A 17209-nucleotide genomic window follows, 5' to 3' on the forward strand; every position below is an offset into this window, starting at 1 on the left:
TGGTTACTGGATGAAGGGCAGGCGGAGGTCGACGAACCAGCTCTGCGGCTGGACGTATCCCTTGATGCGCGGCGACATGGCGCGCGGCGCCACGTCATGCGCGATCCAGATGAACAGCGCCTCGTCCACGCCCGCCGCGTGCAGCTTCGCCAGCGCCGCGTCGCGCGCCGCCGGGTCGAAGGTGCTGCGCGCCTCGCGGATCATCTGGTCGAAGCGCGGGTCGTTGAAATGGCCCCAGTTGTTGCTGGCCGGCGGGGCCATCTTGCTGTCCCAGAAGCGCACCATGGCGAAGAAGGGGTCCATGGCGGCGAAGGAGACGTTGGTGGCATGCGCGCCGCGGGCCGAGGCCGCCTGGCAGCCCTGGCGCCAGTTGGTGAACAGGGTGTTCCAGTCCACCACATCGAACTCGACATTGACGCCGACCGACTTCAGGTCCTGCTGCAGGAACTCGTTCATCGGCAGCGGCTGCATCTGGCCGGAGCCGCTGGCGCTGATCTGCACCTTCAGGTTCAGCGGGCGCTGCGGGCCGTAGCCGGCCTCGGCCAGCAGGCGCCTGGCCTCCGCCTTGTCCGTGCGGATCTGGAAGGAAGGGTTGCCCCACCAGGGATGGCCGGGCGCGACCGTGCCGACGGGCGCGACCATGAAGCCGTTCAGCAGCTGCTTCATGCCCTCCCGGTCGATGGCGAGGTTGAGCGCGCGGCGGACGCGCACATCCTTCAGCGGGCTGTCGCCGACGAAGCAGGGCTGCCAGGGCCAGACATGCGGCTGCAGGTTCTGGGTGATGGTCATGCTGCGGCTGCGGAGCTGCGGCACGGCATCCGGCGCCGGCGCCTCGATCCAGTCCACCTGGCCCGACAGCAGGGCGGCGGTGCGGGCATTCGCCTCGGGGATCGGCAGCAGGACGATGCGCTCGGCCTTCGCCTTGGTGCCCCAATAGGCGTCGTTGCGCGCCATCTCGACGCGCTCGCGCGCGACGAAGCGGGTCAGCCGGAAGGGCCCGGTGCCGGAGGGCTCGCGCGCGAAGGCGTTCCAGGCGGCTTCCGCATTGGGCTGGGCGGCGCGGTGCCTCTCCCACTGCGCCGGGCTGGCCATGAAGAGGTTGGTCAGGTTGATCGGCAGGAAGCTGTCCGGCTCGCTGGTGAAGAGCGCGACGGTCAGGTCGTCGATCTTCTCGGCCCGGCGCAGCGTCGGCATGCGGGTCGCGGTGAGCCCCACCTGGCGCGGGTCGTAATGCGGTGCCTCCCGGTCCAGCACCTTGCGGACGTTCCAGACCACGGCATCGGCGTTGAAGTCCGAGCCGTCGTGGAATTTCACGTCCGGGCGCAGGCGGAAGATCCAGCGGGTCTTGTCCGCCTCGTCCACCCGCCATTCGGTGGCGAGGCCGGGAATGACGGAGGAGGGCTTGTCGGCGGCCGAGAGATCCCAGGCGGTCAGCCCATCATAGAGCGGGATGCCGGTGAAGCGGTTGCCCTCGAAGCCCTGGTCGGGCTGGCCGTGGGTCAGCGGGATATCGGCCGCGGTCATGCCGATGCGGATGGTCCCCTGCGCCTGCGCCAGGATGGGCGCGGCGGCCAGGGGAGCGGTGATCGCGGCGGCGAGCAGCAGGCGCCGGAAACTCATGAAGGGCGTCTCCAGGTTCGGAGTTTGTTGTGCGTGCCGTGGGCACCGGAGCCTGAGTCGCAAAGCGCATGCCACGCGCCCGGGCCGGATCATGGCCCTGGGGGAGGTCGCGCATGCCCAAGCACGCGCCAGATTGCCCGCATTCTCGGCGGATCGGCCTGCCGGGGCACCGACCTTCGCGGGCTGCGGGCCGGAGAGGCCGCGTTAGAGCGGCCTTAAACCCGCCTGCCGCACTCTGTCCGCGAGATCAGCGGCGCGGGGGACATGGCGGGCAAGGGCAAGGGCGGGCGCAACGGGGCGCCGACCATCGTCCTGAGACGGGAGGAAGGTGGCGAGCATGGCCATCATGGCGGCGCCTGGAAGGTCGCCTATGCCGATTTCGTCACGGCGATGATGGCCTTCTTCCTGCTGATGTGGCTGCTCAACGCCACCTCGGACGACCAGCGCCGCGGCCTCGCCGACTACTTCGCGCCCTCCAACGCGCTCGGCCGCAGCGCCACCGGCTCGGGCGACCCCTTCGGCGGCAGCAGCCCGAATTCGGACGGCGCCATGGTCTCCGACGCCGGTGCCATCCGGGTCGAGCAGGGGCGCGCCCCCGTCCGGCTCGACATCGAGGATGAGGGCGAGTCGGACGCGCCGCCCGAGACCGCCCGGCCGGCACCGCCGCAGCCGCCGGGAGAGGCGGCGCCGCAGACCTCGGACGCCGCGCCCGCCCTGCCGGCCATGGCGGAGGCGCTGCCCGACCCGGCATTGCGCGCCGAGCTGGCACGGCGCGAGGCCCGTGCCTTCGAGCAGGCGGCCGCGGAGCTGCGCAGCGCGGTGCAGGAGGATCCGGCGCTCGGCGATCTCGCGCGGCAGCTGGTGATCGAGCAAGTGCCGGAGGGCCTGCGCATCCAGATCCTGGATGCCGAGCGGCAGGCCATGTTCCCGGTCGGCAGCGCCGCGCCGAATGAGCGCGCGCGCGCCCTGCTGGCCAAGGTGGCGGCGGTGACGGCGAAGCTGCCGAACGGCCTTGCCATCGCCGGCCATACCGATGCCACGCCCTTCCGCGGTGGCGAGCGCAGCAACTGGGAACTCTCGGCCGAGCGGGCCAATGCCGTCCGCCGCCTGCTGCTCGATGCCGGCATCGCCGAACCCCGGCTGCAGAGCGTGACCGGCCATGCCGAGCGCCTGCCGCTGCTGCCCGACCAGCCCATGGCGGCTGCCAACCGCCGTGTCGCCATCACCCTGCTGCGCAGCCAGCCCGCCGAGGCCAGCCGCGCGCCATGACGACGATCGCCGGCCTGGTCTTCATGCTCGCCTGCGTCTTCGGCGGCTACATCGCCGCGGGCGGCAAGATGGAGATCATCATGAAGGCTCTGCCCTTCGAGATGCTGATGATCGGCGGCGCCGCCATCGGCACCTTCCTGATGGCCAACTCCATCGCCGACATCAAGCACACGCTCGGCGGCTTCGGGAAGATCTTCAAGGGGGCGCGCTTCAAGAAGGCCGACTACGTCGAGATGCTGAGCCTGCTCTACTTCTTCGTCCGCCTCGCCCAGACCAAGGGCGCCATGGCGCTCGAGCCGCATATCGAGAAGCCGGAGGAGAGCAGCGCCTTCGGCAAGTTCCCGAAGATCCAGAAGGACCACCACGCGGTCGCGCTGATCTGCGACTACCTGCGCATGGTCGGCATGAACGCCGACGACCCGCACCAGATCGAGGATGTGATGGCGCGGGAGCTGAAGAAGCTCCACCAGGAGGAGATGCACCCCTCGCACGCCATGCAGACGGTGGCGGACGCGCTGCCGGCCCTTGGCATCGTCGCGGCGGTGCTCGGCGTCATCAAGACCATGGGGTCGATCGACCAGCCGCCGGCCGTGCTCGGCAAGATGATCGGCGGCGCGCTGGTCGGCACCTTCCTCGGCGTGCTGCTGGCCTATGGGCTGATGGCGCCCTTCGCCGGGCGCCTCAAAGGCGTGGTGGAGGAGGAGTCGAAGTACTACGAGGTGATCCGCGCCGTGCTGGTCGCGCATCTGCACGGCAACGCCCCGCAGGTTGCGGTCGAGACCGGCCGCAAGATGGCGCCGAGCGGCCATATGCCGAGCTTCCAGGAGCTGGAGCAGGTGCTGCAGGAGCTGCAGATCGCTTGACGGCCCCGCCGCATGCCGGCAGGCAGCCGGCATGGACCTGCCCGATTTCCCCCATGCCCATTCGCCCTACCACGCCCATCTCGGCGTGCACCTCGCCGAATGGCGCGATGGCTATGCGAAGCTGATCTGCGACACCGCTGCGCAGCACGCCAACCGGTCCGGCATCGTCCATGGCGGCGTGCTGCTCTCGATGATCGACCAGGCCGCGGCCTTCGCCGGCCTCTTCTGCCCCTTTCCCGGCCGGGTCCGCCGGGCCGTCACGCTCGACCTCGATTGCCGCTTCACCGGCCAGGCGGCGATCGGCACGCGGCTGGTGGCGGAAGGCCGGGTGGTGACCGGCGGCCGCAACATCTTCTTCGCCCGGACCGAGGTCTCCGACGCGGCGGGCACGCTGCTCGCCTTCGGCGCCTCCACCCATCGCTACCGCGCCGGCAGCGGCGACCCTCAGGGCGTGCCGGCGGAGGGCTGAGGGCCCAGCAGCGCCGCGGCCGCATCCGGCCCCACCAGGATCTCGATGCTGCGGGCCAGGTCCACCGGGCGAAGCCCCGCCGGGTTGCGCGCCTCTGCCGCGAGCGTGAGGAGGCTCCCGGTCAGATCGCGCAGCGCCCGGTCATAGGCTGCCGCGCCGCCGAGCCGTCGCCCGGCCGTCTGCAGCGCGCGCAGCCCGCGGGCGCCCGCCTCGATCGCCATGACATCCGCATCCGTGACGACCGGCGCCGTCGCCAGCCGCAGGGCAGGTGCCACCAATTGCCGCTCGGCCGCCGCCAGGAAGCCGGCGCGGCAGGCCTCGTCCGCCGCGCGTCGCCAGGCCTGCACCTGTCCCTGCCGCTCACCGGCGAGCAGCGCGCTGCTCTCCAGATCCGCCAGCCGGCGGGCCGTCGCGGCCGCCTGCTCGGCCGCCGCATGGGGGTCGAGCGCGGCGAAGTCCGGCGGCGGCTGCGCCAGCATCGCCTCCAGCGCCTGCACCGCGACCGGCCGCGCCGTCGGGTCGAGCCCGGCGGCGATCCGTGCCACCGCACCCGGCGCGGCCGCGCGCTTCAGCAGCGTCGCCAGCACTGCCGAGAGCGGTGCCAGGCCCGCAGGCGCCACGGCCCGCAGCGCGGCCTCGGCCAGTTCCTCCGGCGGGCCGATCTCGGCCGCCGCCAGCGCCGCCCAGATCGCCGGGCCCGCCCGCCAGACGGGGCGGCACAGCGCGGCGATCGCCGGGTAGTCGGCCGGCGCCAGGCCGGTCCGCTCCCAGCCCGGCGGAGGGGCCTCGGGCAGGGCATCCGCCGCCCTGGTCCAGAGCCGTCCCCCCAGGACCGCAACCTGTCCCGCATCGGCCGTGGAGAGGGCGGCACAGGCGGTGGCGATCGCCGCCGCCTCCTCGCCCAGCGCCGCCCCGACCATCTCGGCCAGCACGACCAGCGCGCTGCGCGGCACCGCCGCCGCCCCGCGCGTCCAGCGCGCGGCCGGCTGGATCGCGCCATCGAGCGGCAGGAAGAGCAGGCGCGGCAGTCCGAGCGGCCGCAGCAGGCCCAGGGCGCGCAGGCGCGGCCGTACCGGGTCCAGCACCCGGTCGGCCTCTCCGCGCCTCGGCACACGGTCGAGCAGCGCGACCAGCCGGGCCAGCGCGGCATCATCCGCCGCGGCGGCGGCCTGGCCGAGCTGCCGGATCTCGCGCAGCGCTCCGCTCATGTGCAGAGCGCGCGCATGGTCTCGTTGCGCGCGGTCAGCTCCAGCAGGCGGCCGGTCATCCAGTCCTGGTTCGGCTGCACCATCCGCCGCCAGTGCCGCAGGCCGGTGCGGTGCGTCTCCATGGCGCCCGGCGCATCGAAGCCCATCCATTCCGCGACCTCGGCCGGCATGATCGGCACCATCGCCGCCATGTCGAGCAGCGCCGCGGGGCGGTGCCCTTCCTCCGCCGCGCGCCAGAGGCCGCAGATCAGCTCCCATCCGTCCAGCAGCCATTCCGGCCGGGCGGCAAGCCGCGCGATCGGCTCCGGCGTCATCCGCCAGCGCTGCACCAGCATCCAGAGATCGCCGAGCTGCGCATGCACCTCCTTCATCGCGGCGCGGACGCAATGCTGGGTCAGGGCGGCGCCCTCGGCCAGCAGCCTGATGCAACTGCGCTCCGACGGGCCGGCCGGCTCGGCCCAGCGGGCGAGGTCCTCCATGACCGCGGCGATCTCGAAGCCGAGCCGCGGCAGGCGCGCCCGGGTCGGGTCGCCGGGCAGGCCGCAGGGTTCGAAGACCGCCGCCAGCTCGGCCAGGGCTTCGAAGGCCGCGGCGGGGCTGAGGCTGGTATCGGTGCGCCGGGCCACCAGCACGGCGCGTGCCCGCTGCTCGAGCGTCTTCAGGTCACCCGGCCGCAACGGCTCGCCCTGCCCGTTCGGGTCGGCCTGGCGCACCAGCTCGATCAGCAGATGGTAGTGCGTGAAGGTGCAGGCATCCCGGGTCGCCCGCTCCGCCTCCGCCGCCGCCCGTGCGGCGGCGCGGCCGGCCAGCCCTTCCGCGGCCACGGCCCGGCTCGCCTCGCGCACGCTCCGCGGCGTCAGCATCGGCAGCTGTGCCACCCGGTTCCAGAGGGCACGGTCATGCAGCGTCGGCGTGCAGACATCCGGCAGGCCGGACCAGGGAAGGATATAGACCCCCTCCACCCCCGCAGGGTTGGCCAGCACCAGCTCGGGCGTCTTGCGCTCCCCGGGGCGGATCCGGCCACCCAGCAGGGCGGGCGTGGTGAAGGGCAGGACCACCCCGCGTTCGAGGAAGGTGACCGGCTTGTACTTTCCGGCCTCGAACCGGGCGAGCCAGGAGAGTGTCTCAGGGGGGGCCATGCCACCAGGATGCGGCCGCCCGGTGAAGAAAGGGTTGGCCTACTCGACCCGGAGCGCCGCCCGCAGTTCGGCATGGGAGTCCGGGTCTGACAAGGCCGCGAGGCGTCCCGCCGCAACCCGCGCATAGCGCTGCAGCAGCGCCCGCCGCCGCGCCGGCGCCAGGGGGTGCGCCGGCGCCTCGCGCAGCAGCGCGGCTTCCCGCCCCTGCGCCACCAGCAGGCCGGCCTCCCCGGGGAGCAGTTCCTGCGGGAAGTCCAGATCGACGGCGAAGTAGAGCCGGTCACAGAACTCCCGGTAGTCGGGCCATTTGCCGTCCGACAGGAAGTCGCGCGCGCAGGACTTCACCTCGACCACCGCGAAGCCGCCATCCGGCAGCAGGGCCAGGATATCGGCGCGCCGCCCGTTGGGCAGCGGCATCTCCTGCACCGGGGCCCAGCCGCGCAGCGCGCAGAATCGCATGGCCGCGCGGCAGATCATGAAGGTCCGCTCGGCGGGTGCGGCCGATCCGCCACGGGTGCCGGAATTGCTCATGCGGTCTTTCCACTCGGAGGCTGCTCCCCTGTTCAGGGTTGCCAGGACCTGTAAATGTCGGGCGTCATACATTCCTGGACATGATTGCAACACGCTTCTCCGTCGCTCTCCATATCCTGCTCCTGATCGCCCGCGATGCCGCAGGCGATTCCACCAGTGCGCGGCTGGCCTGGAGCATCGGTACCAACCCTGTGGTGGTGCGCCGCATTGCGGGCCAGTTGTCGCGGGCGGGGCTCATCGCCGTCCAGCGCGGGCCCGGCGGCGCATCGCTCGCCCGTCCGGCCACGCAGATCACCCTGCGCGACGTCTGGCGGGCGATCCACCCCGAGAAGGAAAAACTCCTTGGCGTGCACAAGAAGACCAATGCCGAATGCCCGGTGGGAAGCCAGGTGCCGGATCTGCTGCGGCGCCGCTTCGACCAGGCGGAGGTCGCGCTGCTGACCGATTTCGGCAGCACCACCCTGGCCGAGCTCACCCATGGGCTGCGTGTGGAGCGCGACACGGCCACGGCCGCGGCCGGCTAGAGCAGAGCGCGGGAGGCCGCGAACCACCGGCCACCTGAATCCGCCCGCAGGACGAGAGCTGCAACGGACCGCACCGGGGCGCTCCCCTGCTCCGGGCATCCGCATCAGGCCAGCAGCGCGTCGATCGAGCGGGCGAGGCGAAGGTCCCGCTCCGACAGACCGCCGGCATCATGCGTGCTGAGCACGATCTCCACCCGGTTCCAGACATTCGACCATTCCGGGTGATGGTCCTGGGCCTCGGCCAGCAGGGCGACCCGGGCCATGAAGCCCCAGGCTTCCGAGAAGTCGCGGAAGCGGAATTCGCGGCGGATGGCGTCCCGCCCCGCCACCATGTGCCAGTGCGGCAGGCCCTCCGCCAGCCCCGCCCGCGCCGTCGCATCCAGCCGCTCGACCATCGCCCTCTCCCCTTGCCCAGCCGGTTGCCGCTTGACGCCGCGCTCGGCAGGGCTTCCGGTGGCGGCATGCGCCACAGCACGCCGCCGAGCCTCGACGACATCCTGGATATGGCGGAGGCCGCCTTCGCCGCCATCCCCGCCCCGCTGCGCGACCTGGTGCGCGGCACCGCCATCACCGTCGAGGAGACGCCGGATGAGGAGACGCTGGCGGAGATGGGGATCGACAATCCCTGGGAGCTCACCGGCCTCTATCGCGGCGTGCCGCTGACCCAAAAGAGCGTGCTGGACGTGCCGCAGGGCCCGGACACCATCCTGCTCTTCCGCGAGCCCATCCTGCTGGAATGGATCGAGACCGGGGAGGATCTGTTCCGCCTGGTCCGCAACGTGCTGATCCACGAGATCGGCCATCATTTCGGCCTCTCCGATGCCGACATCGCCCGGCTGGAGGGCGAGGAGGAGTAGCCCTACTCCGCCGGGCCGATCGCCGCGGCCGGCACGGCGAGGCCCATCGCGACATCCCCCAGGACGGAGGAGGCGATGCCGGCGATGCCCCAGCGCCCGTCCGGCCCCCGCGCCAGCAGCGGCCCGCCACTCGCCCCATGCGTGCCGGCGCAATCATGCGCGAGCATGGGCTGCCCCGTGGCGCTGCGCACCAGGCCGAGCGCGCGGCAGCCGGTATCGGCCAGCACCACCTCCCGCCGGTCCTGCTGGTAGCCGCCGAGCATGAGCGGCGTCCGTGGCGCGGGCGGCTGGCGCAGCATGGGCAGGATGCGGTCCGGCCCGCCGATTGGTCGGTCGAGCGTCAGCACCGCCCAGTCGCTGCCGGGCGGGCCGGGCGGGTCGGGCCGGAAGCCCGGGCCGGTGCGGTAGGCGGTGACGCGGGCATGCGCCACCGCCGCGCCACGCTCATAGCCGAGCAGGACATGCACGCTGCCCGGCTGGACCATGGCGCGCGCCCGCCGGGCCACCAGGCAATGCGCCGCGGTCAGCATCAGGCGTGGGCCAATCAGGGCGCCGGTGCAGGTGCCGCCGATCTCCAGTTGCACCCGGCCGAGGGCGCGCCAGGGCGCCTCCGCCAGATCGACCGGCCGGCGCGGGTCCGCGGCGCCGATGCCGGGCAGCAGCGGGCGCGGCGCCTCCGCCGCGGCCGCAAGGGGCAGCAGCAGCGGGAGGGCAGCGAGCAGCCGGCGGATCAGGCGCCGTGCTCCCGCAAGCACGCGCGGCGCGCATCGTCGAAGGCCCGGTGCCGCCCCGGGCCGACAAGGGAACATCCGGACCCGGCGGTACCCTCGCTGCACTGTCGCTGGCCACCCGGCCCGCGGGAGGTTGCAAGGCCGGGGTCGCAGGGAATGCCCATGCCGGTCAGGACGAAGGCGGTGCGACGGGCGGCCATGATCGTCCAGGTGAAGGGGGTTGGACGGTCCAGGCCCCGGTGCGCCTTGCGCGGCCCCAACCGCAGCGGCAGGCGTGCCGGCGCGAGGCGCTGACGGTTCCCGCCCCGCCTGCGCTCCCGCCGCACCTCAAGCCTCACAGATATTGATGACGTGGCCGTCATGAATTTCCACGTGAACGCGCAAGTCATTGCGTAACAACCTGCCAAAAAGTTCTGGCTATGCAAGAAAAATACAGGCCCTACCGTTCCGGCATCGAACTTCGATCGCTGGAGAAACACCATGCTTCTCGGACAGGCCGCCACGGACCGGGAATGGGGGCGCGGACCGCGACTTGTCTCGCGGATCCCGCGCCTGCTGCACGACGTCCAATCGCATCCCGGTTGGCTGCCCTTCTTCGTTTTCGCCCGCTTCCTGCCGGCGCGCCGCCTGGTCGCGGCGGCGATGGCGCGGCGTGCCGCGTTGGCGGTGCCAGCGGTCGGCGCCTCGAAGGGCCTGCTGGAGGCGCCACCGGTGGCCTCGGCCGTGGCAGCGTTGCGGCAGGACGGCATCTGCCCGGACCTCCGCCTCTCCATGCCCTTCGTGGCTGCCGTCCGGCAATATGCCCATAGCCGCCCCTGCGAAGGCGGGCTCGACTGGTCCACGCGCTTCTGGCCCGAGGAGCGGGAGGAGGTCGAGCGGCGGACCGGCCAATCCCTCGTCGTCGGTCATTTCCGGGACAGCGAGCGCCATTGCCGGGAAATCGGCCGCCTGGCCGCCCATCCGTGGCTGCATGCGGTGGCCAGCGGCTATTTCGGCGCACCGGCCAGCGTTCTCGACGTGCGGCTGTGGTGGAGCTTCCCCAGCAGCACGCGCAGCCGGGCGGCGTTGAAGCTCGCCGGCCAGGACACCTTCCATTTCGACCTGACGGACTGGAAGCAGCTCAAATTCTTCTTCTACCTGACGGATGTCGGCCCGGACTCGGGGCCGCACCGCTTCGTGCGCGGCAGCCATGCGCGGCGGCCCCTGCTGCACCAGCTCAGCCCCTTCAGCTCGAAGACGGATGCCGAGATCCTCTCCGCCTACGGGCCGGAGGCGATCCAGACGCTGACCGGCCCCGCCGGCTTCGGCTTCGGGGAAGACCCGTTCGGCTTCCATACCGGCGCCCTGGTGCGCGAGGGCCGGCGGCTCTGCCTGGAAGTCTCCTTCGGGATCACCGGCATGCTGCGCCGCCGCGACTACGGGGGGCCCACACCACCGTGACCATGGCTGACGTCCTGATGGACGCGCGGGACTTCCCGGGGGCGCCGGCAACCGGGCGCCCCGCCCGAGACGAACGCCGTTGCTGGCGCCCCATCAACGGCCCCCTCATCGCCGGGCGGTTTGCCCCGCAAGCCCTGGCTTCGCCGCCCTTGCGGCAGCGCCTGTCCGGGCGCCCGGCATGACTGGGAAATTCACGCCGCTGGCAGGAAAGCAGATGGCGGGCCCGGATGGGCGCCGGCCGTGCCGCACACGGCCGGCGCCGCCCGTCAGTGCCGGTGCCCGCCCGGGCCGCGTGCCCCGGCGGCCTCGACCACCAAGTCCACCCGCACCTCCCCCGCCCGCGCGAAGCGCAGGGTGAGCGGCACCGTCTCGCCCTGCCGCAGCGGCTGGTTGAGGCCGATCAGCATCAGATGCAGCCCGCCGGGCTGCAGCGTCACGATCTGGCCGGGCGGGATGTCGATCCCCTCGACCGGGCGCATCCGCATCACCTCGCCGTCCCGGATATGGGTGTGCAGCTCCGTCACCCGCGCGACCGGGCTGCTGGCCGCGACCAGCCGGTCGCCGGCCGCGCCGCGATTGCTGATGGCGAGGAAGCCGGCGCCCGTGCCGCCCTGGCCGGCGGCGCGGGTCCAGGGCCGGGCGATGGCGAGGTCGCCCGCCCCGGCCGGCGCATGCTGCGCGGCGGCGGGGAAGGCGAGCAGGAGGGGCGAGGCGAGGAACAGGCGACGATGCATGGCGGGGGCCCTCAACGGGGGGTCAGGCGCAGCGTGGGCGCCGGGCGGGCGAGGTCACGGGCGGTCTGGCCGGCAGCGGGGCGCTCGACCCAGGCCTCCGACCGGCCACCCTCGCAGCTCTGGAGGATGGGCAGGAAGAGGGTTCCGCCCGGCTCGTTCGGCGCCTGCAGCATCAGGATGAACTCCTCATACTGCTCATTCGGCAGCGGCCCGCCTTCCCAGGTGATGCGGGCAACCTCCTCCTCCAGCTCCCGCCCATGTGGGCCGCGGACGGCCTGGGCCAGGCGGCGGCGCTCGATGGTCAGGCGCCAGCCGGGCTTGGGGCTGGGCTTCGCCGAATAGACGCCCTCCGGCAATTCCACCGCGATGCGGGTGGTGGCGGCGCCGGCGCAGCCATGCGGCACGCGCAGCGCGGCGCGCACATGGCTGCCGGCCGGGGCGGCCGGGGGATCCAGGGTGACATGGGCGGCGGCAGGCAGGGCGCAGAGCGCGCCCGCGGCCGCCAGGGCCAAGGCGATACGCATGAAACTCTCCTGAGGGTTCGTGGCGGGGAACGCTCAGGCGGCGGGCGGTGCGCGGGCCTGTTCCGGCGGCAGCGCAGGCGGGGCGGGGTGGCGGGCGGCCTTGGCCAGCCGGGCCTGGCCGGGCGCGAAGGGCGCGCGCAGCAGCACGGGCGGCGCCGGCAGGGCGGGCGGCGCGGCCAGGCAGGCCTCGCAATGGGCATGGGCTGGCAGGTCGGGCGCCAGCGGGTCCGGCACCTGCCGCACCCCGCCATCGGCCGAACAAACCGGCATGGTGGCGGCCGGTGCCGCCTGCCAGGCGCCGAAGGGCGCGAGCAGCAGCGCGAGCGCGAGCAGCGCCCGCGCCGCCAAGCCGGCCGCGCCGGGGCTGCGGCCCATCGGGGCGCGCGTCCCCGAAGCCACCACCCGGCGGAGCGCCTCAGGCCAGCTCGTATTCCACCTCCGGCACATAGACCGCCGCATCCTTGCCGAGGCGGGAGGAATAGAGGGTGAAATGCTCCACCGCCACCGGCGGCAGGCGGAAGAGATTGTGCGCCTGGACGAAGCCGATGAGCTTCTCGGGCGGCGCCCGGTCGGTGCGCGCGAGGGTCACATGCGGGGCGAAGCGCTTGCGCTCCGGCTCCAGCCCGATCCGCTGCAGCGCCGTCTCCACCTTGCTCTGCAGGAAGCTCAGGCCCTCGGTCTTCTCGACCCCGACCCAGAGGGCGCTGATCCGCCCGCCCCGTTCGAAGGTGCCGACGCCGCGGAGCGAGAGCTCGAAGCTCGGCGCGCGGATATTGGCCAGGGCCTCATCCACCTCCTGCGCCTTCCAGCCCTCCACCTCCCCAATGAAGCGCAGCGTCAGGTGGTAATTCTCGGGCGGCACCCATCTGGCGCCCGGGATGCCCCCGGAGAGCATGGCGAGCTGCGCCTTGATGGCGGCCGGCAGGGCAAGCGCGACGAAGAGGCGGATCATCGGTCTGTCTCCTCATCTGGGTCAGCCGGCGGAGGGGCGCGGCACCTGCTCCAGCAGCGCCTCGACCGCGGGCAGGATGCGGCGGACCATCTCCGCCACACCCTTTTCATTCGGATGGATGCCGTCCGGCTGGTTCAGCGCGGCATCGCCCGCCACCCCTTCCAGGAAGAAGGGGAGGAAGACGACCCCCGGCCGCGCCCGGGCCAGATCCTCGAAGACCGCGGCGAATTCCCGGCCGTAATCGGCGCCCAGATTGGGCGGCGCCAGCATGCCGGCCAGCAGGGTCGGGATCCCGCGGGCCGCCAGCCGGTCCAGGATGCCGGCAAGGCTCGCCCGGCTCTGCGCCGGCGGCAGGCCGCGCAGCCCGTCATTGCCGCCGAGCGCCACGATCGCCGCCTGCGGGTTGTCGGCCAGCGCCCAGTCCAGCCGCGCGAGGCCGCCCGCCGTGGTGTCGCCGGAGACGCCGGCATTGATCACCCGCACCTCGCGCCCGCGCGCGGCCAGCGCCCGCTGCAATTGCGGCACGAAGCCCTGGTCCTGCGGCAGGCCATAGCCCGCGGTCAGGCTGTCCCCAAGGGCGAGCAGCCGGACGGGCGCCGTGCTGGTCCCCTGGGCCCGGGCCGGCCGCAACACTCCGAAACCATAAAGCGGCGCGAGCAGCGCTGTACCGATCGCGGTGCGACGGCCATATCCAGCGGCACCACGGAAATTCCTCGGCGCCATGGATGCCATCGCAAGCCACTCCCGATCCCTGACCGAAGACAACGAAGCCGATACGCTCATCGCCGCCAGGGACCTCCGGTTCAGGGTGGCGGGGGCGGCCGGCGAGGTCAACATTCTCCGCGGCGTGGACCTGACCATCCGCCGCGGCGAGGCGGTGGGGCTGGTCGGCCCCTCCGGCTCCGGCAAGACCTCCCTCCTCATGCTGCTGGCGGGGCTGGAGCGGCCAACGGGCGGCGTGCTGCGCGTCGCCGGGCAGGACCTGGCCGTGATGGACGAGGACGCGCTGGCGCGCTTCCGGCGAGAGACCGTCGGCATCGTCTTCCAGGCCTTCCACCTGGTACCGACCATGACGGCGCTCGAGAATGTCGCCGTGCCGCTGGAATTCGCAGGAAGGCGGGACGCTTTCGAACGCGCGGCGGCGGCGCTGGAGGCGGTCGGGCTCGGCCACCGCATCGGCCATTATCCCGGCCAGCTCTCGGGCGGTGAGCAGCAGCGGGTGGCCCTCGCCCGCGCCACCGTCGCGGAGCCGCCGCTGCTGCTGGCGGACGAGCCGACCGGCAACCTGGACCGCGGCACCGGCCAGGCGGTGATGGACCTGCTCTTCGGGCTGCGGGCGCGACTCGGCACCACGCTGCTGCTGATCACCCATGACGAGCACCTGGCCGAGCGCTGCGGCCGCGTGGTGCGGATGGAGGACGGCCGCGTGGTGGAGGGCATGGCAGGCTGAACGGGCGCACCGGCCTCGCGTTGGCCCCGGCAGGATGTTCTCGGGGGATCTGCCGATGCGTGCCGTGTTGCTCCTGTTCGCCTGCCTCGTCCTGTCGGGCTGCGGGCTGGTCGCCCTGCCCTTCCGGGTGACCGGCGATGTCATCCAGGTGGTGCCGGTGATCGGCAAGCCGATCGGCGCGCCGATCCATGCGGTGGGCGATGCGATCGATTGAGCGGAGCGCCGTTCCGCCCGGACGCCCCGGTATCCGGGGCGGCCCGCGTTCCCCGGCCCTTCAGCCGGGGGGCGCCGCGGCGCCCCCGCTCTCCTCCACCGGCCCGACCAGATCGACATAGGCATGCCAAGTGGCATGCCCGATCACCGGCACCACCAGCACCAGGCCGAGCAGCGCCGCGCCGAGCCCGATCAGCGTCAGCACCGCGATCACCACCGCCCAGAGCGCCATGGTGAAGGGGCTGGCGAGGCAGGCGCGCAGGCTGGTCATGGCCGCCGTCATCGCATCCACCGGCCGGTCCACCAGCATCGGCAGGCTGACGGCGCTGAGGGCGAAGACCAGCGTGGCAAGCAGGGCGCCGATGCCGAAGGAGGTGACGACGAAGGCGTAATCCGCCAGCGCCACCGCCAGGAAGGCATCCAGCGGCGGCAGGTCGAGGCCGAAGAAGAGGAACCAGATCATGGTGGCGACGCGCAGCCAGCCATAGAAGAACATCATCAGCAGCGCGGCCATCAGGCCGATGCCCCAGCGGTTGCGGGTGAAGCCGGCGATGAACGCGCCGCCCCCTGCCTGCTCCCCGCGCGCATGGCGCCGGCTCGTTTCATAGAGCGGCACGGCCAGCAGCGGCGCCGCCAGCATGAAGCCGGTGAAGAGCGGCAGGATCAGCACCGCGCTCTCGACGCTCCACATGGCGGCGATCATCGCCCAGCCGACCACGGTGCAGGCCAGCCCGATGGCCAGCCCGACGCCCGGGCTGCGGCGGAAATCCTGCCAGCCATCCGCCATCCACTGCGCCACCGCCTCGGGCGGGGCACGCCGCACCGGGATGCCGGCGGCGACCAGCTCGCCGGTCGCGCTGACCGGATCGACCGCGGCGCCGACCGGCAGGTCCTCGAAACGGCCGGGCGCGGGGATGCGGTCGCTCATGGCAGCGCCCTCCCCAGCAGGCGGAAGCCGAGCAGCACGCCGAAGGCGGCGAAGAGCAGGCCGCTCGCGGCCATGTAGTCGTCGCCGGCGCGGGCCGAGAGCACGAGGCCGCCGACGACCAGCAATCCCGCGAGGATGTACCAGCCGAACAGGCCGGGCCCGTGTCCCTCGGCGCCGCGCCGCGCCGCTGACGATTCTTCGCTGGCCATGAACCGTTCCCCAGTTCCGCCGTTCCGGCAGAAAGGCGCGGCAGCCGCAGGGTTGCGTCACAGACCGGCGAGCGAGGGGGAGGAACCATGAGCGCGACGGTGGCGGCGGCCGAGCCGCCGGTGGAAACCGAGGTGCCGCCCGACTATGACGACCATGTCGTCCGGCTCTTCATCCTCGCCTCGGTCTTCTGGGCGCTGGTCGGGATGGGCATGGGCGTCTTCATCGCCGCCCAGATGGTCTGGCCCGGGCTGAACTTCGAGCCATGGGGCAGCTTCGGCCGGCTTCGCCCCGTCCATACCAGCGGTGTCGTCTTCGCCTTCGGCGGCAATGCCGTGATCGGCACCAGCCTCTATTGCGTGCAGCGCACCTGCCGCGCCCGCCTGCCCGGGCGCTTCGCCGCCGAATTCGTCTTCTGGGGCTACCAGCTCTTCATCGTGCTCGCCGCGCTCGGCTACGTCATGGGCGTGACGCAGAGCCGGGAATATGCGGAGCCGGAATGGCTGACCGATCTCTGGCTCGCGGTGGTCTGGCTCACCTATCTCGGCCTCTTCGTCGGCACGCTGCTGAAGCGGCGGGAAGCGCATATCTATGTGGCGAATTGGTACTATCTGGCCTTCATCGTCGCGGTCACCGTGCTGCATGTGGTGAACAACCTGGCGGTGCCGCTGGCCTGGAACGAGAGCAACAGCGTCTCCCTCTTCGCGGGCGTGCAGGATGCGATGACGCAGTGGTGGTACGGCCACAACGCGGTCGGCTTCTTCCTGACAGCCGGCTTCCTCGGCGTGATGTACTACTACCTGCCGAAGCAGGCGGATGCGCCGATCTGGTCCTACCGGCTCTCCATCATCTCCTTCTGGTCCCTGGTCTTCATGTATATGTGGGCCGGGCCGCACCACCTGCACTACACCTCGCTGCCGGACTGGGTGCAGACGCTGGGCATGACCTTCACCATCATGCTCTGGATGCCCTCCTGGGCTTCGGCGCTGAACGGCTTCATGACCGCCTCCGGCCGCTGGGACCGGCTGCGCACCGACCCGGTGCTGCGCTTCATGATCCTCGCCGTGGTGTTCTATGCGGTGGCCACCTTCGAGGGGCCCTTCATGGGCGTGCGCACGGTGAACGGCCTGTCGCACTACACCGAATGGACCATCAGCCATGTCCATTCCGGCGCGCTGGGCTGGAACGGCTTCATCGTCTTCGGCGCCATCTACTACCTGGTGCCGCGCATCTGGGGCCGCCCCGGCATGTATTCCCGCGCCGCGCTGGAATGGCATTTCTGGCTCGGCCTCGCCGGCATCATGCTCTACGTCACGGCGATGTGGGGCGCGGGCGTCATGCAGGGCCTGATGTGGCGCGCCTATACCTCGCTCGGCTTCCTGCAATACTCCTTCCTCGACAGCGTCATCGCGGCGAAGCCCTATTACGCCATGCGGCTGCTGGGCGGCGTGCTCTACCTCGCGGGCGCCGTGGTCATGGCCTGGAATGTCTGGCGGACGGTGCAGGAGCCGCGCGCGGCCACCGCCCCGGCCGCGGTTCCGGCGGAGTAG

Annotated in this window: 22 protein-coding genes; 9 read left to right on the forward strand and 13 right to left on the reverse strand. The window is 72.3% G+C overall.

Annotated elements, in window-relative coordinates; all coding sequences use genetic code 11:
- Positions 1 to 3: 3 nt before the first annotated feature.
- Positions 4 to 1620, reverse strand: coding sequence for an ABC transporter substrate-binding protein (locus tag LHA35_RS16935; RefSeq protein WP_226610115.1), 1617 nt, complete (start codon positions 1618 to 1620; stop codon positions 4 to 6).
- Between the two features lie 264 nt (positions 1621 to 1884).
- On the opposite strand from LHA35_RS16935, the gene LHA35_RS16940 reads away from it, so the two are divergent.
- From LHA35_RS16940 to LHA35_RS16950, 3 genes are read left to right on the forward strand one after another with little or no spacing between them, the layout of a single operon-like run.
- Positions 1885 to 2889, forward strand: a complete 1005-nt coding sequence (locus LHA35_RS16940) for a flagellar motor protein MotB (protein ID WP_226610118.1) — start codon at positions 1885 to 1887, stop codon at positions 2887 to 2889.
- Positions 2886 to 3752 (forward strand): flagellar motor stator protein MotA, encoded by an 867-nt coding sequence (gene motA, locus LHA35_RS16945; protein WP_226610120.1) that lies wholly within the window; start codon positions 2886 to 2888, stop codon positions 3750 to 3752. Before LHA35_RS16940 ends, motA begins: the two co-directional genes overlap by 4 nt.
- Before the next feature lie 31 nt (positions 3753 to 3783).
- Complete coding sequence (locus LHA35_RS16950) at positions 3784 to 4221, forward strand: PaaI family thioesterase (protein ID WP_226610123.1); 438 nt, start codon at positions 3784 to 3786, stop codon at positions 4219 to 4221.
- On the opposite strand, the gene LHA35_RS16955 is transcribed toward LHA35_RS16950, so the two are convergent.
- Genes LHA35_RS16955 through LHA35_RS16965 form a run of 3 tightly spaced genes read right to left on the reverse strand, consistent with a single transcriptional unit; the run spans position 4197 to position 7099 of the window.
- Entirely contained in the window at positions 4197 to 5429 is a 1233-nt protein-coding gene (locus LHA35_RS16955; RefSeq protein ID WP_226610126.1) for a hypothetical protein, read from the reverse strand. The genes LHA35_RS16950 and LHA35_RS16955 overlap by 25 nt on opposite strands.
- A complete protein-coding gene (locus LHA35_RS16960) occupies positions 5426 to 6568 on the reverse strand; it encodes a hypothetical protein (RefSeq protein ID WP_226610128.1) in 1143 nt (380 codons plus the stop codon). Before LHA35_RS16960 ends, LHA35_RS16955 begins: the two co-directional genes overlap by 4 nt.
- A 39-nt stretch (positions 6569 to 6607) precedes the next feature.
- On the reverse strand, positions 6608 to 7099 hold the full coding sequence (locus LHA35_RS16965; protein WP_226610130.1) for an MmcB family DNA repair protein: 492 nt from the start codon (positions 7097 to 7099) through the stop codon (positions 6608 to 6610).
- A gap of 80 nt (positions 7100 to 7179) precedes the next feature.
- Between LHA35_RS16965 and LHA35_RS16970 the strand changes: the two genes are divergently transcribed.
- Entirely contained in the window at positions 7180 to 7623 is a 444-nt protein-coding gene (locus LHA35_RS16970) for an Rrf2 family transcriptional regulator (RefSeq protein WP_226610132.1), read from the forward strand.
- Positions 7624 to 7727: 104 nt separating this feature from the next.
- On the opposite strand, the gene LHA35_RS16975 is transcribed toward LHA35_RS16970, so the two are convergent.
- Positions 7728 to 8018 carry a 4a-hydroxytetrahydrobiopterin dehydratase gene (locus LHA35_RS16975; RefSeq protein WP_226610134.1) on the reverse strand — a complete coding sequence of 97 codons (291 nt, stop codon included), beginning with the start codon at positions 8016 to 8018 and terminating at the stop codon, positions 7728 to 7730.
- 66 nt (positions 8019 to 8084) lie between these two features.
- Between LHA35_RS16975 and LHA35_RS16980 the strand changes: the two genes are divergently transcribed.
- Entirely contained in the window at positions 8085 to 8480 is a 396-nt protein-coding gene (locus LHA35_RS16980; protein ID WP_226610136.1) for a metallopeptidase family protein, read from the forward strand.
- A gap of 2 nt (positions 8481 to 8482) precedes the next feature.
- Here LHA35_RS16980 and LHA35_RS16985 read toward each other — a convergent pair whose 3' ends face one another.
- Positions 8483 to 9235: a trypsin-like serine peptidase gene (locus tag LHA35_RS16985; protein WP_226610139.1), complete on the reverse strand. Its 753-nt coding sequence runs from the start codon at positions 9233 to 9235 to the stop codon at positions 8483 to 8485.
- A 456-nt stretch (positions 9236 to 9691) separates the two neighbouring features.
- Between LHA35_RS16985 and LHA35_RS16990 the strand changes: the two genes are divergently transcribed.
- Positions 9692 to 10651 (forward strand): phytanoyl-CoA dioxygenase family protein, encoded by a 960-nt coding sequence (locus LHA35_RS16990; RefSeq protein ID WP_226610142.1) that lies wholly within the window; start codon positions 9692 to 9694, stop codon positions 10649 to 10651.
- 266 nt (positions 10652 to 10917) lie between these two features.
- On the opposite strand, the gene LHA35_RS16995 is transcribed toward LHA35_RS16990, so the two are convergent.
- From LHA35_RS16995 to LHA35_RS17015, 5 genes are read right to left on the reverse strand one after another with little or no spacing between them, the layout of a single operon-like run.
- Entirely contained in the window at positions 10918 to 11385 is a 468-nt protein-coding gene (locus tag LHA35_RS16995; RefSeq protein WP_226610144.1) for a copper chaperone PCu(A)C, read from the reverse strand.
- An 11-nt stretch (positions 11386 to 11396) separates the two neighbouring features.
- The gene (locus LHA35_RS17000) at positions 11397 to 11909 is read right to left on the reverse strand and encodes a YcnI family protein (protein WP_226610147.1); all 513 of its coding nucleotides are present in this window, start codon (positions 11907 to 11909) and stop codon (positions 11397 to 11399) included.
- Positions 11910 to 11942: 33 nt separating this feature from the next.
- Positions 11943 to 12284, reverse strand: coding sequence for a hypothetical protein (locus LHA35_RS17005; RefSeq protein WP_226610149.1), 342 nt, complete (start codon positions 12282 to 12284; stop codon positions 11943 to 11945).
- 40 nt (positions 12285 to 12324) lie between these two features.
- Positions 12325 to 12861 carry an RNA 2',3'-cyclic phosphodiesterase gene (gene thpR, locus LHA35_RS17010; RefSeq protein WP_226610152.1) on the reverse strand — a complete coding sequence of 179 codons (537 nt, stop codon included), beginning with the start codon at positions 12859 to 12861 and terminating at the stop codon, positions 12325 to 12327.
- Between the two features lie 21 nt (positions 12862 to 12882).
- On the reverse strand, positions 12883 to 13494 hold the full coding sequence (locus LHA35_RS17015; protein ID WP_226610154.1) for an arylesterase: 612 nt from the start codon (positions 13492 to 13494) through the stop codon (positions 12883 to 12885).
- A gap of 88 nt (positions 13495 to 13582) precedes the next feature.
- Here LHA35_RS17015 and LHA35_RS17020 point away from each other — a divergent pair, with 88 nt between their 5' ends.
- A complete protein-coding gene (locus LHA35_RS17020) occupies positions 13583 to 14311 on the forward strand; it encodes an ABC transporter ATP-binding protein (RefSeq protein WP_226610156.1) in 729 nt (242 codons plus the stop codon).
- Positions 14312 to 14366: 55 nt separating this feature from the next.
- Positions 14367 to 14525 carry a DUF6726 family protein gene (locus LHA35_RS17025; protein ID WP_226610158.1) on the forward strand — a complete coding sequence of 53 codons (159 nt, stop codon included), beginning with the start codon at positions 14367 to 14369 and terminating at the stop codon, positions 14523 to 14525.
- A gap of 60 nt (positions 14526 to 14585) precedes the next feature.
- Here the strand turns inward: LHA35_RS17025 and LHA35_RS17030 are convergent, their stop codons facing one another.
- Together LHA35_RS17030 and LHA35_RS17035 are read right to left on the reverse strand one after the other, a co-directional pair.
- Positions 14586 to 15452: a DUF2189 domain-containing protein gene (locus tag LHA35_RS17030; protein ID WP_226610160.1), complete on the reverse strand. Its 867-nt coding sequence runs from the start codon at positions 15450 to 15452 to the stop codon at positions 14586 to 14588.
- On the reverse strand, positions 15449 to 15661 hold the full coding sequence (locus LHA35_RS17035) for a hypothetical protein (RefSeq protein ID WP_226610162.1): 213 nt from the start codon (positions 15659 to 15661) through the stop codon (positions 15449 to 15451). Before LHA35_RS17035 ends, LHA35_RS17030 begins: the two co-directional genes overlap by 4 nt.
- 87 nt (positions 15662 to 15748) lie before the next feature.
- On the opposite strand from LHA35_RS17035, the gene ccoN reads away from it, so the two are divergent.
- Positions 15749 to 17209, forward strand: coding sequence for a cytochrome-c oxidase, cbb3-type subunit I (ccoN, locus tag LHA35_RS17040; protein ID WP_226610164.1), 1461 nt, complete (start codon positions 15749 to 15751; stop codon positions 17207 to 17209).

This window comes from Roseicella aerolata, from assembly GCF_020523605.1.
GTDB lineage: Bacteria > Pseudomonadota > Alphaproteobacteria > Acetobacterales > Acetobacteraceae > Paracraurococcus > Paracraurococcus aerolatus.

What these genes read in the sequence shown, in the direction of transcription:
- LHA35_RS16935 (WP_226610115.1), bottom strand. Translation starts at nt 1,620, where the DNA reads ATGAGTTTCCGGCGCCTGCTGCTCGCCGCCGCGATCACCGCTCCCCTG.
- LHA35_RS16940 (WP_226610118.1), top strand. Translation starts at nt 1,885, where the DNA reads ATGGCGGGCAAGGGCAAGGGCGGGCGCAACGGGGCGCCGACCATCGTC.
- motA (WP_226610120.1), top strand. Translation starts at nt 2,886, where the DNA reads ATGACGACGATCGCCGGCCTGGTCTTCATGCTCGCCTGCGTCTTCGGC.
- LHA35_RS16950 (WP_226610123.1), top strand. Translation starts at nt 3,784, where the DNA reads ATGGACCTGCCCGATTTCCCCCATGCCCATTCGCCCTACCACGCCCAT.
- LHA35_RS16955 (WP_226610126.1), bottom strand. Translation starts at nt 5,429, where the DNA reads ATGAGCGGAGCGCTGCGCGAGATCCGGCAGCTCGGCCAGGCCGCCGCC.
- LHA35_RS16960 (WP_226610128.1), bottom strand. Translation starts at nt 6,568, where the DNA reads ATGGCCCCCCCTGAGACACTCTCCTGGCTCGCCCGGTTCGAGGCCGGA.
- LHA35_RS16965 (WP_226610130.1), bottom strand. Translation starts at nt 7,099, where the DNA reads ATGAGCAATTCCGGCACCCGTGGCGGATCGGCCGCACCCGCCGAGCGG.
- LHA35_RS16970 (WP_226610132.1), top strand. Translation starts at nt 7,180, where the DNA reads ATGATTGCAACACGCTTCTCCGTCGCTCTCCATATCCTGCTCCTGATC.
- LHA35_RS16975 (WP_226610134.1), bottom strand. Translation starts at nt 8,018, where the DNA reads ATGGTCGAGCGGCTGGATGCGACGGCGCGGGCGGGGCTGGCGGAGGGC.
- LHA35_RS16980 (WP_226610136.1), top strand. Translation starts at nt 8,085, where the DNA reads ATGCGCCACAGCACGCCGCCGAGCCTCGACGACATCCTGGATATGGCG.
- LHA35_RS16990 (WP_226610142.1), top strand. Translation starts at nt 9,692, where the DNA reads ATGCTTCTCGGACAGGCCGCCACGGACCGGGAATGGGGGCGCGGACCG.
- LHA35_RS16995 (WP_226610144.1), bottom strand. Translation starts at nt 11,385, where the DNA reads ATGCATCGTCGCCTGTTCCTCGCCTCGCCCCTCCTGCTCGCCTTCCCC.
- LHA35_RS17000 (WP_226610147.1), bottom strand. Translation starts at nt 11,909, where the DNA reads ATGCGTATCGCCTTGGCCCTGGCGGCCGCGGGCGCGCTCTGCGCCCTG.
- LHA35_RS17005 (WP_226610149.1), bottom strand. Translation starts at nt 12,284, where the DNA reads ATGGGCCGCAGCCCCGGCGCGGCCGGCTTGGCGGCGCGGGCGCTGCTC.
- thpR (WP_226610152.1), bottom strand. Translation starts at nt 12,861, where the DNA reads ATGATCCGCCTCTTCGTCGCGCTTGCCCTGCCGGCCGCCATCAAGGCG.
- LHA35_RS17020 (WP_226610156.1), top strand. Translation starts at nt 13,583, where the DNA reads ATGGATGCCATCGCAAGCCACTCCCGATCCCTGACCGAAGACAACGAA.
- LHA35_RS17025 (WP_226610158.1), top strand. Translation starts at nt 14,367, where the DNA reads ATGCGTGCCGTGTTGCTCCTGTTCGCCTGCCTCGTCCTGTCGGGCTGC.
- LHA35_RS17030 (WP_226610160.1), bottom strand. Translation starts at nt 15,452, where the DNA reads ATGAGCGACCGCATCCCCGCGCCCGGCCGTTTCGAGGACCTGCCGGTC.
- LHA35_RS17035 (WP_226610162.1), bottom strand. Translation starts at nt 15,661, where the DNA reads ATGGCCAGCGAAGAATCGTCAGCGGCGCGGCGCGGCGCCGAGGGACAC.
- ccoN (WP_226610164.1), top strand. Translation starts at nt 15,749, where the DNA reads ATGAGCGCGACGGTGGCGGCGGCCGAGCCGCCGGTGGAAACCGAGGTG.